Genomic DNA, 14980 nt, shown 5'->3' with positions numbered 1-14980 from the left:
TCCTGAAGTGAAAGAGGAAGATGCGGAATCAGCTGATGGGGGCGGGGCCGAGCTCGTCGATGAGCTTCTGCATGGCCACGTACGCCTTGTTCCGGTAGGCGATCAGTTCCGGCGTGCGCTCCGCCGGGACGTTCAGGAAGCCCGCGCCGGTCTTGGTGCCCAGCTTTCCGGCCTCCACCAGGTCGGTGAGGATCTTCGGCGTCGCGAACCGTTCCGGGAAATCGGTCTGGAGGGACTTGTAGCAGAAGTTGTAGACGTCCAGCCCGGCCATGTCGGCTATGGCGAAGGGCCCGAAGAACGGCAGCCGGAAGCCGAAGGTGGTGCGGACCAGGGTGTCGACGTCCTCCGCGGTCGCGATCTCCTGCTCCACCAGCTGGGCGGCCTCGTGGAACAGCGCGTACTGGAGCCGGTTGAGCACGAAGCCGGTGACGTCCTTGACGACGGCGGTCTGCTTGTTGGCCGCGTGCACGAGGTCGCGGACGGTGCCGACCGTCGCGGCCGAGGTGCCGGCATGGGGGATGATTTCCACGCCCGGGATGAACGGGGACGGGTTGGAGAAGTGCACGCCCAGGAAGCGTTCCGGGTTGGTGACCGGCTCGGACAGGTCCGCGATGGAAATCGTGGACGTGTTGGACCCGATGATGGCGTCCGGGCGGGCGGCCGCGCTGATGCGGGCGAGAGTCTGGTGCTTGATCTCGATGACCTCGGGGACGGCTTCTTCGATGAAGTCGGCGTCCGCCACGGCCTCCTCGATGTCCTTGGCGGGCCAGAGGTTTTCCTTCAGGATTGCGGTGGCGCCTTCCGGGAAGAGCCCGGCGGCAACGAATTCGTCGGATTCGGCCAGGAGCCGCTCGTAATTCTTCTGGGCCACTTCCGCGGACACATCCGCGAGCGCCACCCGGGCGCCACCGAGTGCCAGGACCTGTGCGATCCCGCCACCCATGTAGCCGGAGCCGACGACGGCGATCTTGCGGGCGGCGTTGATGGCGGCTGCGGTTGCTGTTGATTCGGTCATGTTCAGACTGCCTTCGTGTATTCGGGTTCGTACGAGCAGATGGCGTCCACCTTCGCGGCGGAGGAGGAGTTTTCGTCGAAGCGGTGGCTCAGCCATTCGCCCACGAGCTTCTTGGCCAGTTCCAGCCCGATGACGCGCTGCCCCAGCGTGAGCACCTGGGCGTTGTTGCTCAGGACGGACCGCTCCACGGAGTAGCTGTCGTGGGCCGTGACGGCGCGGATGCCGGGGACCTTGTTGGCCGCGATCGCCACGCCCAGGCCGGTGCCGCAGATCAGCAGCGCCCGGTCGGCGTCGCCGTCGGCGATCTTGCGGGCCGCGTCGACGGCGACGTGCGGATAGGCGGTGGAGTCATTGGCGCCGACTCCCACGTCCTGCACGGACGCCACGCGGGGGTCGGCTTCGAGGAGCGCCTTCAGCGCGTTCTTGTATTCGACGCCGGCCTCATCGTTGCCGATGACCACCCGCCAGCCTGTTGCTGTGCTCATGCTTGTGCTCCTTGTTCCGCCGGCTCGGGGGTGCCGGGCCGGGATCCTGTGTCTGTGGTGTGGGTGGATATCCGGGTCGCGATGAGGGCGAAGGACACCGCTCCGGGGTCGGGGTGGCCGAGGCTCTTCTCGGCGAGCGGGCGGGCCCGGCCTTTGAGCGGACGCAGCCCGGCGGTCCGCTCTGCGGCGGCTGTGGCGGCGGCCGCCGCCGCCGCGAGGGAACCGGCCACTGGTGTGCCGGCGTCGAACGCGGTGAGGAACGCGTCCTGGAACGGCAAGAGTGCGTCCACCATGGTCTTGTCCCCCGGCTCGGCCTTGCCGAGCGCGGTGATCGCATCCACGAAGGCCGTGACCGCGGCGGCCGCGTCCTCGCCGCTGTAGCTGTCCTGGTTGCCCAGGGCCTGTCCGGCGGCGATGATCGCCGAGCCCCAGAGCGCACCCGAGGTGCCGCCGGCGCGTTCGCTCCAGGCCTCCCCCGCAGCGGTCAGGACCCGCGACGGCGAGGCGCCGCCGTCGTTCGAGGCAGCCTGTTCGGCCGCGGCGACTGCCGCGTCCACGCCGCGGCGCATGCCGATCCCGTGGTCGCCGTCGCCGGCGACGGCGTCCAGACGGCCCAGTTCTTCCTCATGCTCGACCACCACGTCCCGCGCCTGGCCGAGGAAGTCGGCGGCCAGCCGGCCGAGGGCTGCCGCCGCGGCGGTGGGCCGTTCGACGTCGGCGGTCTCTTCGGCGTCCGGACCGGCGAGTTCGCGGCGGGCACGGGGTGCCAGGTTTCCCTTGCGGAACGCCGGGGTGTCGGCCGGGGCGGCCCAGTACTGCTCGAGTTCCTCGTCCAGCCACAGCAGGGTCAGGGACAGGCCGGACATGTCCAGGCTCGTGACGAGCTCGCCGCATTCGGGTTCGACGACGGTGAGCCCGGCGGCGGTGAGGAGCTTCTCGATCTTGCCGAACAGCAGGAAGAGTTCGTCGTACTTGACCGTGCCAAGGCCGTTGACGATTGCGACCACGCGGGTGCCGGCGTCGTCCGGTTTGTCGGCCAGGAGCCGGCTGACCAGGAGTTCGGCCAGTTCGGAGGCGGTGGGCATGGGGTGGTCGGAGATGCCCGGTTCGCCGTGGATGCCCAGGCCCAGGGACATGTGCCCGGCGGGGACAGAGAACAGCGGGGCCTCCGCGCCGGGCAGCGTGCAGCCGTCGAAGGCCACGCCGAGGGACCGGGTGCGGTAGTTGGTCCGGATGGCCAGCCGTTCGACGTCGTCCAGGCTCAGTCCCGCCTCTGCGGCGGCGCCGGCGATCTTGAAGACCGTCAGGTCCCCGGCGATGCCGCGGCGCTTCTCGATCTGCTCCAGCGGGGCGCTGGCGATGTCGTCGGTGACCAGGACAGTGCGGGTTTCGATGCCTTCGGCGTTGAGGCGCAGCTGGGCCTGGCCGAAGTGCAGGACGTCGCCGGCGTAGTTGCCGTAGCTCAGCAGCACGCCGCCGCCGGCGTTGGCCGTCTTGGCCACGCGGTAGACCTGGCCGGCCGCGGGCGAGGCGAACATGTTGCCGCAGGCCGAGGCGGTGGCCAGTCCGGGCCCGACGAGGCCGGCGAAGGCCGGGTAGTGCCCGGAGCCGCCGCCGACCACCAGGGCCACCTGCCCGGAGGGGACTTCGGTGGAGCGGACGACGCCGCCGTCGACTCGGGCCACGTAGCCGCGGTTGGCCGCAACGAAGCCGTCCAGTGCCTCATCCGCGAAATCAGCGGGATTGTCGAAGATCTGGGTCATGGTTCCTCATTGAATCCGTGTTGGAGAACTGATGGTGTGGGTAGAGAGGTGGGGTGGTGCGGCCGCCCCCCAAGTGGCTTGACGGCCGCACCACGCGCCGGTGTCGGCGCCCGTTCAGGCGCTGAGTTCAGAAGCTGGCTTCAGGCGCCCGTTCAGGCGCTGGCGAGTGCCGTGGCCGCCGGCAGCTGCCGGCCCTGGGCCACCTGGCTCGTGCCGAGGGCGTAGCCGTCGGCCTTCGGCAGGACCTGGCGGCGGAGGTAGTCCTGGTTGCTGGCCGTGACGCTGAGGCCGTCGCCGCCGTAGTGCTCGGTGCACAGGATGCCCTGGAAGCCGACGGAGAGCGCGGTCTTGAACGCCTCGCGGTAGTTGATGAGGCCGCTTTCCATCGGGGCCGGCATCGCCACGTAGGTGTCCCGGGCGACGTCCTCGTCGCGGATGTAGTTCTTCATGTGCCAGTAGTTGGAGTACGGGAGGGTCTTGGCGACCATCTCGCGCCAGTCCTCGATCGGGCGGTGCAGCCGGATGAGGTTGCCGATGTCCGGGTTGATGCCGACGTTGGCCAGGCCGATGTCCTGGACCAGCTGAACGGAGGAATCCGCGGTGCCGAGGTACGTGTCCTCGTACATTTCGAGCGAGAGCAGGACACCGACCTCGGCCGCGTGCTGGCCGAGTTCGCGCAGGCGGCTGACAGCCTTGCCCCACGTTTCCTTGTCCCCTACCGGGTCCTTGTACCCTTCGACGGTCCAGAACCAGAGCTGCTTCTGCTGCTCGGCGGTGATGGCCTGGTGCAGTCCGAACGAGACGACCTCGCAGCCCAGCTCGGCGGCGGCGTCGATGGTGCGGTGGCTGTACGCCAGGTTGGCTTCCCAGTTGCCTTCCTCGATCACGCTGCGGCGGATGGCCGAGATGACGGGGATGCCGATGCCGACGTTGTCCGCGGTCTGCTTGAACTCGGCAAGCCGCGGAGAGCTCAGGTCGCCGGGGCGGACCCAGCTGTCCGTGAGGTCGGCATTGGCAAAGCCGGCGTCCTTGACCTCACTGAGGACCTCGGCCCAGGCGGAGGCGTCGGCGTCGTTGATGTGGCTGCCCTGCGCGTCGGTCCCCGGGAACTGCAGGAGCGCTGCTGTGATGGGCCAGTTTTCGGCTGTATAGGCCATGGGTTCACTCCTTCGTGGAATCCTGTTTCCTATAGGATTTACTATCTATAGGGATGTTGTCAAGGTCACACCCCCGGGTTACGGGCGCTTCGCGGCGAAGGCCGCGGTCGCGAAGACCTCCGGATTCAGGACGTTGGCAGGGCGCTCCCCTGCCGCGACCGCCAGGATTGACCCAATGGCGCTGGCAGCGACGTCCCGCGTGAAGTCCTCGGTCCAGCACAGGGAATGCGGGGAAAGCACCACGTTGTCCAAGGTCAGGAGCTCGTCGTCGGGAAGCAGGGGTTCCGGCTCAAAGACGTCCAGGCCGGCACCGGCGATCCGGGCGTCCCGCAGGGCGTCCCGGAGGGCATCCGTGTCCACGAGCTTTCCGCGGCCGATATTGATCAAGTAGGCGCTTGGCTTCATCCGCGCCAACGCGGCCGCGCCGATCAATTTTTCGGTCGCCGGTGTCAGCGCGGCGCAGAGCACAACGTAATCCGAGCGCTCCAGGAGCTCGTTCAGGCCCAGCAGCTCAACGCCGAGTCCGGCGGCCTCCGCGTGGCGGCCGCTGCGGTTGTTGCCCACGACCTTCACCCCGAGCGGGGCCAGGAGGCGGGCGAGCTCAGCGCCCACGCTGCCGAAGCCCACGATGCCGACCGTCTGGCCCACCAGCGGCGCGCCGCGGTAATGCTCGCGCTGCGCCCAGTCAGAGGTCCGGGTCAGCCTGTCCTTGGCCAGGAGCTTGTGCGAGAGCGCCAGGAGCAGCGTCAGTCCCGCCACCGCCAACGGCCGCCGGATGGCATCCGGGGTGTTGGTGACAACGATGCCGGCGCGGGTGCAGGCGTCCAAGTCGATGGTTTCGTAGCCGGCCCCGAACCGGGCAATCAGCCTCAGGTCCGGGGCGTGGTCCACGGTGCGTGAATCGAAGGCGATGTGCCCCAGGGACAGCACGGCCCGGACCCCGGCGAGGTCGGCCAGCGGAACCGGGTCTGTGTAACTGGGCAGGACGCTCCAGCTGATGCCATGCTCGCTGAGCCGCTGCAGCCCCAGATCCCCGTGAATGGAGCTTCCGTCCGGCCGCGCGGCGTCGGCCGTGACGGCCACGGTGAACGGCGAGCGGGAGGTGCCCGCAGTGGTGGTTCCCGCCGCCGGGGCGGCCGCCGTGAGGGCGACCGCCGTCGTCGTCAATGCATTTGCTGCTGTGCTCATGCGTCGGTTCGGCTTTCTGTCTGCGTTGCTGCGGCCTTGTCCTTGATGGGTTCGCGGACCAGCACGGTGTATGCCACTGCGGCCAGGGCGGCGATGACGCCGCCGATCACGAACGACGGCGCGTAGGAGCCGGTGGCATCGGCGATCACACCGGTCAGCAGAGGGGCAAAGGCGCCGCCGAAGTAGCCGCCGAAGTTCTGGATGGCACCGACGGAGGCAACCTGTGAGTTGTCCACGATGTCGCCGGGCATGGCCCACGCGGCCGCCTGCATGGTGGCGACGAAGCCCAGTGCCACGGTCATGACAGCGATGGCGAGCGGGAGGGAATCTACGAACGGGATGAGGCAGATCAAGATGCCGGCGGCAATCGCTGCAATGGACATCACGTGGCGCTTGGCCAGCAACGGATCGCGGCCGGCCTTCTTCGCGTAGCGCGTCATGACCCAGCCGCCGGTGATGCCGAGGATGGCTGCGCCGAGGTACGGAACAGCCGCAAGCCAGCCGGAGCTGGCGATGCTGGCACCGCGTTCTTCCTGCAGGTAGAGCGGCAGGAAGACGATGAAGATGTTCCAGATCCAGATGACGCAGAAGAATCCGGCCATCATGCCCCAGATTTGGCGGTGCTTAAAGAGTCCGAGCCACGATACCTTCTTGGCAGTCAGGAGCTGGGTGGTGCGCTGGCTTTCAATGTAATCCAGTTCCTTCGCGCTGATGCGCTTGTGCTCTTCGGGAGCGCGGTAGTAAAGGAAGAAGGCCAATGCCAGCACGATGCCTGCGACGCCGAGGAAGAGGAAGATGGCCTGCCAGCCGAACGCGAGCATGATGGCGGTCAGGACGGGCGGCGCGATGGCGGGTCCCCACTTGGAACCGCTGTCCCAGATGGCGGTGGCCTGTCCGCGCTCGGCCCGGGGGAACCAGTCAGCGGTGAGCTTTGCCGACGCCGGCCCGTTGGGGGCCTCGGTGATGCCGAGCAGGACGCGGAAGGTGACGAATTGCCACATCTTGGTGCCGACGGCCATCAGCGCGGTTGCGATGCTCCAGCCCGCGATTGCGAGGAAGTACATCCGTCGGGCGCCCAGCTTGTCCACGAGCCAGCCAGCGGGCAGCTGGGCAAAAGCGTAGGTCCAGGAGAACACGGTGCCCAGGAGGCCAATGTCCGTCCGGGTCATGCCGAAGTCTTTGATCAGTTGCGGCGCGGCGATGGAGATTGCACTGCGGTCCATGTAGTTGATGATGCCGGCGGCCAGCGCCCAGCCGAGAATCCACCACCGCAGATTCTTGATGGTGCGGCGTGTTGCGGACTCCTTGGGCCCTGCGGCCAAAGTTTCTGTTTGCACTCTTCACTCCCTTGTGACTCCCCATGCCGGCACCGTAGCCGTCACAATCGAAGATCCTATAGGGTCTTCGATCAGCTGTGAAGGGGGTCACAAAAAGAGGGCTCAGAAGCCGGGCGCGGCGCGCTGTTACGCGGTGTTGGGCCCGCGTGCGTCAGCCTGGGAAGTGAGTCTTATTCCGCGGGGGCGTCCGCTATGGCGCGGCCGCGCACCTTTTGCACGTGCTCGGCCATGGCGGCTGCGGCCTTCTCCGGATCGCCCGTCGCCAAGGCATCCAGGACGGCCTGATGTTCGGCGATCGCGTGGTCGGCGTCGGTGATGCCCACTCCCCCGAACAGGCGGAAGCGCTGAATCTGTCCGCCGAGAGCGGCATAAGCTGCCACCATGAACTGGTTGCCTGTCTGCTCCGCGATCAGCCGATGGAACCGTTCGTCGGCCTCGAGGTAGCCGCGGAATTCGGCAAAGGAAGGCCCGCGCGGCGCGTCCTTGAGATCGGTGACGGCCTGCGCCAGTTCGGCCAGGTGGCCGGGCGTCAGCCGTGCACACGCCAGGCGGGCGTTCACGGGCTCGATCGCGAGCCGGGCTTCCATGAGCTCGGCGAAGTCTTCCCGGGTGAACACCGGAGCAACCCGGTAGCCCTTAAGGGCCACGCGGCGCACCATCCCGGTGTGTTCCAGCCTGGCGAGCGCCTCCCGCACGGGGGTGGGCGAGACGTCGAGTTCCCGGGCGGTCCCGTCGATGCTGACCGCGGTTCCGGGTTCCAGCCGGCCGTCCATCAGCGACGCCAGAAGTTCTTCATAAACGTGGTCCGCCAGGACCTGCCGGTTGACGGGGCGGCCCGCGGGGCGCCCCTCAGAATGGCTGCCGGTGGAAGCTAATTGCATCTTCAGATCCTATAGGACTAGGCACGGCGAGGCCCCCTCCGGGACATGCCCATTTGCCGCCCCCACCGCTGGACATGCACCTCGCTCCGCACCATGGGCCCACGGGGGACATGCCCAATCCCGGCGCCAGCCACGGGACATGTCCAGTGGCCAATTCGTAGAGGGAACATGTCCCGGCGGCCCCGATGTGCAGGACGGGACATGCCCAGCCACACATGTCACCGCGGAGCATGTTCAGTGTCGGACCTGCCCTGCGAGGGACATGCTCATTGTTAGATGCGACCAGTGGGCAGAATGGCATTCTGCCCACTGGTCGTGGCGGCCGCTGGGCATGCCCCATGGCCATGATGCGCCGCGAGGAACATGCTCTCTCTTGCAGATCATCGCGGCACATGTCCGGCAGCGGGTGCGGCCCTGTGACTCGCGCATTCAGTCTCGGACCTGCCCTGCGAGGGACATGCTCATTGTTAAATGCGATCAGTGGGCAGAATGGCACTCTGCCCACTGATCGTGGCTGCGGCTGAGCATGACCAACCGAGCGTGTCCTGCGCGGCGCGTGCGGCGCCGCCGGAGTCACCGCGCCCGCAGTTGGCCCTAGTTCTGGTAGGCCGGGTAGTCGGTGTAGCCCTCGGCGCCGTCGGTGTAGAACGTGGCCGGATTAGCCTCGTTGACCGGCAGGCCTTCGCGCCAGCGGCGGACCAGGTCCGGGTTGGCGATGGCGGGGCGTCCGACGACGACGGCGTCAGCGTGGCCGTCCGCGACCAGCGCCTTGGCTTCGTCGCGCGTGGTGACGATGCCGAAGCCCGTGTTGATCAGGAATGTCCCGTTGAACCGTGCGCGCAGGTCCTGGACAAGCTCGCTGGTGGGGTCCTTGTGCAGGATGCTGAGGTAGGCCAGCTTCAGCGGAGCCAGCGCGTCCACGAGGTGGGCGTAGGTGGCCCGGACGTCAGCCGCATCGAGTTCGAGGGCACCCTGGACATTGTGCTCCGGCGAGATGCGGATGCCAACACGGTCCGCGCCGACGGCGTCCACCACTGCCTGGGTAACTTCAATCACGAAACGAGCCCGGTTCTCCGGAGAGCCGCCGTAGACGTCGTCGCGCTGGTTGGCGGCCGGAGTGAGGAACTCGTGCAGCAGGTAACCGTTGGCCGAGTGAAGTTCGACGCCGTCGAATCCTGCCTCAACCGCCTTGCGGGATGCCGTCACGAATTCGTCGACAATGCCCGGCAGTTCCTCTGTGGTCAGGGCGCGCGGGACGGGGAACGCCTGCTTGCCCTCGTACGTGCGGGTCTCGCCGTCGATGGCAATGGCGCTGGGTGCGACTACTTCGTAGCCACCGGTAGTGTCCTGGTGAGTGACGCGGCCGGCGTGCATGACCTGGGCGAAAATGCGGCCGCCCTCGGCGTGCACGGCGGCTGTGACGTTGGCCCAGCCCGCGAGCTGCTCGTCGGTCACGAGGCCGGGCTGGCCCGGGAAGCCGCGGCCTGTGTGGCTGGGGTATGTGCCTTCACTGACGATCAGGCCGAGCGAGGCGCGCTGACGGTAGTGTTCGACCACCAACGGGCCGGGGATTCCTTCTTTGCCGGAGCGGACGCGGGTAAGCGGCGCCATGACGAGCCGGTTGGGTAGTTCCAGCTCGCCGAGGGTCATCGGGGAAAACAGCATGCGCAGTTCCTTTCGCAAGGGGTTGGTTCATTGGCGGCAACTGCGAGGCGTCTGCAACTATTCCCGCGTGAGACTCGGATCACTACGGGTGGACGATGATCTTCACCGCGGTGTCGTTGTGGTTGATCAGCGTGTCGAACCCCTTGTCCACCAAGTCGTCCAAGGCGATCCGCCCCGTGATGAAGGGTTTCAGGTCCACTTTTCCTTCCTGGACGAGCTTGATCGCGGCTTCGTGGTCGCCGCAGTAGGCGATGGTGCCGCGCAGGTCAATTTCCTTCAGCACCACTTTCTGCATGTCGACCGTGGCCGGGTGCCCCCAGATCGAGACGTTGACGACGACGCCGGCGGGCCTCACGACGTCGAGCATGGTGTCCAGCACCGCATTCACACCGGCACATTCAAACGCCGCATCGGCCCCCGCACCGTTGGTCAGTTCCAGCACGCGCGCCTTGATGTCCTGGGCACTCGGATCGAGCACGTGATCCGCGACCCCGGACGAAGTCGCCTTGTCTTTGCGGGCGGCAGACAGCTCGGTAACGATCGTGGTGACGCCGATGCCTTTGAGGACCGCGGCGGTCAGCAGGCCGATAGGTCCGGCACCGCCGACGACGGCGACGTCCCCGGCTTTGACGCCGCTCCGGCCGACGGCGTGATACGCCACCGCAAGGGGTTCGATCAGTGCGGCTTCGTCCAAGGGGATGTCGCCGACAGGGTGCACCCACCGGGTGTCGACGACAATCTTCTCGCTCAAGCCGCCACCGCCGCCCGCCAGGCCGATGAAGCCCAACTTGGTGCACAGGTTGTAGTGGCCGCTGAGGCAGGGACCGCATTCATTGCAGACGTAGTACGGCTCCACGACGACGTTGTCTCCAACGGCCAGACCGCTGACGCCTTCCCCCAGTTCCTCGACGGTGCCGGAGAACTCGTGGCCGAGGGTGACCGGGGCGGCCTCGTGGGTGAGCCCGTGGGGGTGGCCGGGCGGCGGGGTGAAAATGGGTCCTTCCAGGAATTCATGGAGGTCGGTGCCGCAGATACCGCACCAGGCCACGGCGATCTTCACCGTTCCCGGTCGCAGCTCCGGCTCTTGAATGTCTTCGATCCGGAGATCCTCGCGGGCGTGGAATCGTGCTGCTTTCATGGTGTTTCACCTTCGCAGTCCAGGACCGTGGATGCGCCCGGTCAGGCGCATCCACGGAATAAAAGTTGGATTTTCACAGCGGGGCCGTAGCCCCAGTCTGGTGGCCGTGCCTGAGATTGTCACGACCCCGTGAGTCGGCGCGTGCGGTTAGCGCGCGTGATGCGTGGGCTGCAGCTCGAAGACCGGCGTCGGCAGTCCTTCCATCCTGGCCTTGAGCTGCAGGGCAAGATAGTTCGAATAGTGCCGGCTCTGGTGCAGATTGCCGCCGTGGATCCACAGGTTCTCGACGTTGGTGGGCTTCCACATGTTGCGCAGTTCCCCCTCCCACGGCCCCGGATCCTTCGGCGTATCCGATCCGAACCCCCAGCACTTGCCGACGGCGTCTGCCACCTCGGGCGAGACCAGATCAGTCAGCCAGCCGTTCATCGACCCATACCCGGTGGCGTAAATAATGACGTCGGCATCCAGCTCCGTTCCGTTGGCCATCACGACGGAGTTGCCGGTGATCTTGCTGACCTGGCCATTGGCCAGCTTGACCCGGCCGTCGATGATCAGCTGCGAGGCGCCGACGTCGATGTAGTAGCCGGAGCCGCGCCTCAGGTACTTCAGGAACAAGCCGGAGCCGTCAACGCCGAAGTCCAGGTCAAAGCCGGCAGCCTCGAGCTGGGAGTAGAACTCCGCGTCCCGGCGGGCCATCTCCGCATAAACCGGGATCTGGGCTTCGGGCAGAATCCGGTACGGCAAGGAGGCAAACAGCAGGTCGGCTTTCTCCGTGGTGACGCCGTTGGCCAGTGCCTCTTCGGAGTACAGCCCGCCGAGAGCGAGGTCCATGAGGGATTCACTGCGGGCAATATGCGTCGAGGACCGCTGGACCATGGTGACGTCCGCGCCGTGTTCCCAAAGGTCGGCGCAGATATCGTGGGCCGAATTGTTGGAGCCGATGACCACGGCTTTCTTGCCGGTCCAGTCGCCACCGCCCGGGTGCTTGGACGAGTGGTACTGGTCCCCCAGGAAGGACTCGGCGCCGTCGAACGTGGGGACGCTCGGGTACCCCGATACACCCAGGGCGAAGACGAGCTGCTTCGGGCGCAGGGTGACCGGTTCGCCGTCGCGCATCACCTCCACCACCCACTCCTGGGACGTTTCGTCGAAGCGGGCGTTGGTGCACTCGGTCTTGGACCAGTAGTTCAGTTCCATGATCCGTGTGTAGTTTTCCAGCCAGTCGCCGATCTTGTCCTTGGCCGCGAAAACCGGCCAGTCGTCGGGGAACTTCATGTAGGGCAGGTGGTCGTACCAGACCGGATCGTGCAGGTGGAGGGACTTGTAGCGGTTCCGCCAGGAGTCACCCGCACGCTCATTCTTTTCGATGATGATGGTGGGCACTCCGAGCCTCCGCAGCCGCGCGCCCAGCCCGATCCCGCCCTGGCCGCCGCCGATGATTACGGTGTAGGGCTGGTCTTCGTAGCCGAGCCTCGCCTCCTGCTCCTCCTTCAGTTCCAGCCAGGATTTGCGTCCTTTGGTGATCTCGTGGGCCACCCCCTTGTCCCGGTTGGGGCCCTTCTTTTCCTCAAAGCCCTTCAGTTCCTGCATGGTGGTGAGCAGGGTCCAGCATTTGCCGTTCCGGAGGCGCAGATGGGCGTAGCCCCGGGCCTGGGCGGTCTCGAAGTTCACCCAGGCCTCGGCATTGGCGGCGTCCCCGGTGGCGTCCTCGGCTAGGGTCCAGTTGCTGGGCTTCACGTCGCCCAGGGTCGCCTCGAGCATGCGCCGGATGTCCTCTTTGCCCTCCAGCGTCTTGAGGTTCCAGGTGAAGGAGACGAAATCGCGCCAGTACGAGTCGTCGTCAAAAAGTTCCAGTGCGGCGTCCGTGTTGTGGCTGCGCAGTGCCTCATCGAACTGCGCCAGCCACGCCCCGACGACGCCGTTTGGTGTCTCAGGCATGTTTCCTCTTTCCATTGCTGACAGGGGGCCGCTCCCGTTGCGTGGCGCATAGACCACGCAGTGACCCGCATCACAAGTAAAAGTCGCAGGGGGTTACAATCGGGTTACACGGAGCTCTCAAGCTGTCGGCGGGCGCGCAGGTTGGCCGACGGCGGCAGGGACCCAGCCGGGTGCGACGATTCGAGGGCGAGTTGAGAGAATGAGCATGCGGCAGGGCAACGGCCCCATCACGCATCCCTCGGACCTCAGGTTTTCTGCACCGGCGGAATACGCCCGAATTCTCCGGGCGGCGCACGAGACCACGATTTCTGGCACTCCGGATCCGCACCTCTCGCCGTCGCTTATCAAGTCCTGGCAGCGTTCCCTGGCTCTGGGCATCAATCCGGACAAGCACCGGCCCCTGCACCGGCATGAAGTCTCCGAAGCGCGATCCCTCAGCGCCGGCCATCGGCTGGCTGCGGTGATGCCGGCGCTGTCACAGCTTCTGGCCGATGAGACCGTGACCGGACGCCATCTGCTGATCGTCACCGACCACGAGGGCGAAGTGCTGTGGCGCGTCGGCAGCAAGCAGGCCTTGCGGCTCGCGGACTCGCTGGAGTTCGTGGAGGGCGCCGACTGGTCCGAATCAGGGGTGGGCACGAACGCCATCAGCGAGGCCTTGGTGACCGGTGCGCCGGCGCAACTTTTCTCGGCCGAGCACCTCGTGCGGACCCACCATGACTGGGCTTGCACCGCATCCCCCATTCGCGACCCTTTGACCGGCGACATCGTCGGCGTCCTGGACGTCTCTGGCCCGTTCGAATCGGTCACGCCGGACAGCCTGCGGCTGGTGCGTTGCGGAGTGCGGCTCGCAGAGGAGCTGCTGAAGTCGGCCCCGTTTCCCGACGGCGGCGTCGGGCGCTCGGGGCAGCGGTCCCCGGGTGGCGAGCGGGCAGTGCGCGACGGCGGCGCCCGACCCCAGCTCGTGCTGCGGCTCCTGGGGGACGCGCCATCCGCGGCGGTCGACGGCGGCATCAGCCGTCCGCTGACTGTGCGCCGCGCCGAGATCCTGGCCCTGCTGGCCTCGCGTGATCAGGGCTGGAGTGCCGAAGAATTGGCGTACGAGATCCATGGCGATGCGGGCACCGGTGCGGCGATCCGGACCGAGATGCACCGGATCCGCGCCATTCTGGGCGATGTCCTGGAAGCGAACCCCTACCGATTCTCTTCAACCCTTAACGTCGTGACCGACGTTTCCGACGTGGCCGGTCATCTGCGGGACGGTCGGGTTGCCGAGGCGTTCGCGGCGTATCCGGCAAAACTGCTCACCCGTTCGGTCAATCTGGCGCTCGGGTTCATGCGCGACGAGCTCAACACGGCCGTGGGAGCTTCCGTCCGGTCAAGCGGTGATGCCCGGCTGATGCTGCAGTGGTGCACGAGCGACATGGGGTCCTTCGATACGGCGACTGCGGCTGCCGTGGCTGCCCTTATGGGGCCGGACGACCCGCGTTGCCAGCTCGTGAATGCCCGGATGGAACGGGTGGACCGGGAATTGCGAGCCTAGCCACGGATTAGGGCGGCGGCGGGGCGACCCCCGGGCAGCCTTGGCCTTGGGGATTCTGCAGGCACGTGTCTGCGTAGTTCCTGGTGATCGTCCGCCAGACACTGACGGTCTGTTGCGGCGAGCTGAATTGCCCTTGGCCGGGGATGGGCAGCGGCGGTCCGCCATTGACGGAGTAGGTTCCCTGGAAATGCGTCGTCAAAACCACCGGGAAGTCGCCGGTCTGGGTGTACACGTGACTCGTCAGGGTCTTCTCGCCCCAGCGATCCTGTGGAAGCGGTCCGCCGGCCACCGCTTGCGGGCCGAGCGAGGAGCCGTCGCCATAGCTCCAGGAGTACTGCACCGGCTTAGCGGTGACGTGGACGGCCTGGGCCAGGATTGTGATGTCGAACTGCTGATCTGCGGCGCTGGCGAAGAAATTGGTCTCGGCGCCCCGGAGCGTGTTGGGGCTGGGTTGGGCCGTAGACAGTCCCGCAGTTATGGGAAGCCGCTGGAACTCCCTCTGGATCATTGCGGCAATTCTGGGCAGCAAGTCCGCCGGCCGGGGGTCGAAGAGGCACGTTGGGCCGGAGTGAAATGACCATGTCGGGTTCGCGATTCCAGCTGGCGCCTTCAGCCAAACGACCGGAATACCTTCTTTGCCGTCGGGGCCGTTCTTGCAATCGACGAGGACTGCAAGACAATCCGCATCAAAGTCGCCTCCGCCCAGATGGCATTGGAGTTCGTATTTGTATTGGAAGGGGTCTGAATTCTGAACTCCAGCCTGGGTTCGAACGAAGTCATTCAATGCTGGGTCCCAAGCCCAACCTCCTACATGCGCGTCCTTGTGCCCCCACCCACCCGAAATAGAAGGGTCCCCCGCTCCGTCCGCAG

Annotated in this window: 12 protein-coding genes; 1 reads left to right on the top strand and 11 read right to left on the bottom strand. The window is 66.6% G+C overall.

Translation table 11 applies throughout. The annotated features are described in order from the left end of the window. Positions 1-28: 28 nt before the first annotated feature. The 10 genes from AC1DN2_RS17880 to AC1DN2_RS17835 form a co-directional block, all read right to left on the bottom strand. Positions 29-1015, bottom strand: coding sequence for a 3-hydroxyacyl-CoA dehydrogenase family protein (locus AC1DN2_RS17880; RefSeq protein WP_476851397.1), 987 nt, complete (start codon positions 1013-1015; stop codon positions 29-31). 2 nt (positions 1016-1017) lie between these two features. Continuing rightward, positions 1018-1500, bottom strand: coding sequence for a ribose-5-phosphate isomerase (locus tag AC1DN2_RS17875; RefSeq protein WP_018775886.1), 483 nt, complete (start codon positions 1498-1500; stop codon positions 1018-1020). Beyond that, on the bottom strand, positions 1497-3263 hold the full coding sequence (gene dhaL / locus AC1DN2_RS17870; protein WP_476851396.1) for a dihydroxyacetone kinase subunit DhaL: 1767 nt from the start codon (positions 3261-3263) through the stop codon (positions 1497-1499). Before dhaL ends, AC1DN2_RS17875 begins: the two co-directional genes overlap by 4 nt. A 152-nt stretch (positions 3264-3415) precedes the next feature. Further along, positions 3416-4420 carry a sugar phosphate isomerase/epimerase family protein gene (locus tag AC1DN2_RS17865; RefSeq protein WP_476851395.1) on the bottom strand — a complete coding sequence of 335 codons (1005 nt, stop codon included), beginning with the start codon at positions 4418-4420 and terminating at the stop codon, positions 3416-3418. Between the two features lie 78 nt (positions 4421-4498). Next, the gene (locus AC1DN2_RS17860; protein WP_476851394.1) at positions 4499-5608 is read right to left on the bottom strand and encodes a 2-hydroxyacid dehydrogenase; all 1110 of its coding nucleotides are present in this window, start codon (positions 5606-5608) and stop codon (positions 4499-4501) included. Then, a complete protein-coding gene (locus tag AC1DN2_RS17855; protein ID WP_476851393.1) occupies positions 5605-6945 on the bottom strand; it encodes an MFS transporter in 1341 nt (446 codons plus the stop codon). Before AC1DN2_RS17855 ends, AC1DN2_RS17860 begins: the two co-directional genes overlap by 4 nt. A 170-nt stretch (positions 6946-7115) precedes the next feature. Beyond that, entirely contained in the window at positions 7116-7826 is a 711-nt protein-coding gene (locus tag AC1DN2_RS17850) for a GntR family transcriptional regulator (protein WP_476851392.1), read from the bottom strand. Between the two features lie 594 nt (positions 7827-8420). Next, positions 8421-9491, bottom strand: coding sequence for an alkene reductase (locus AC1DN2_RS17845; RefSeq protein WP_230008495.1), 1071 nt, complete (start codon positions 9489-9491; stop codon positions 8421-8423). Between the two features lie 82 nt (positions 9492-9573). Next, positions 9574-10629 (bottom strand): 2,3-butanediol dehydrogenase, encoded by a 1056-nt coding sequence (locus AC1DN2_RS17840; RefSeq protein WP_476851391.1) that lies wholly within the window; start codon positions 10627-10629, stop codon positions 9574-9576. 147 nt (positions 10630-10776) lie between these two features. After that, the gene (locus AC1DN2_RS17835; RefSeq protein ID WP_476851390.1) at positions 10777-12567 is read right to left on the bottom strand and encodes an NAD(P)-binding domain-containing protein; all 1791 of its coding nucleotides are present in this window, start codon (positions 12565-12567) and stop codon (positions 10777-10779) included. Between the two features lie 205 nt (positions 12568-12772). On the opposite strand from AC1DN2_RS17835, the gene AC1DN2_RS17830 reads away from it, so the two are divergent. Continuing rightward, the gene (locus AC1DN2_RS17830; protein ID WP_476851389.1) at positions 12773-14110 is read left to right on the top strand and encodes a helix-turn-helix domain-containing protein; all 1338 of its coding nucleotides are present in this window, start codon (positions 12773-12775) and stop codon (positions 14108-14110) included. A gap of 7 nt (positions 14111-14117) precedes the next feature. On the opposite strand, the gene AC1DN2_RS17825 is transcribed toward AC1DN2_RS17830, so the two are convergent. Then, positions 14118-14618 (bottom strand): PKD domain-containing protein, encoded by a 501-nt coding sequence (locus tag AC1DN2_RS17825; RefSeq protein ID WP_476851388.1) that lies wholly within the window; start codon positions 14616-14618, stop codon positions 14118-14120. Positions 14619-14980: the final 362 nt, after the last annotated feature.

The organism is Arthrobacter sp. 01L42, assembly GCF_056400005.1.
Note: the sequence above shows the minus strand (reverse complement) of the source record. Positions and strands in the feature narration are given on the sequence as shown.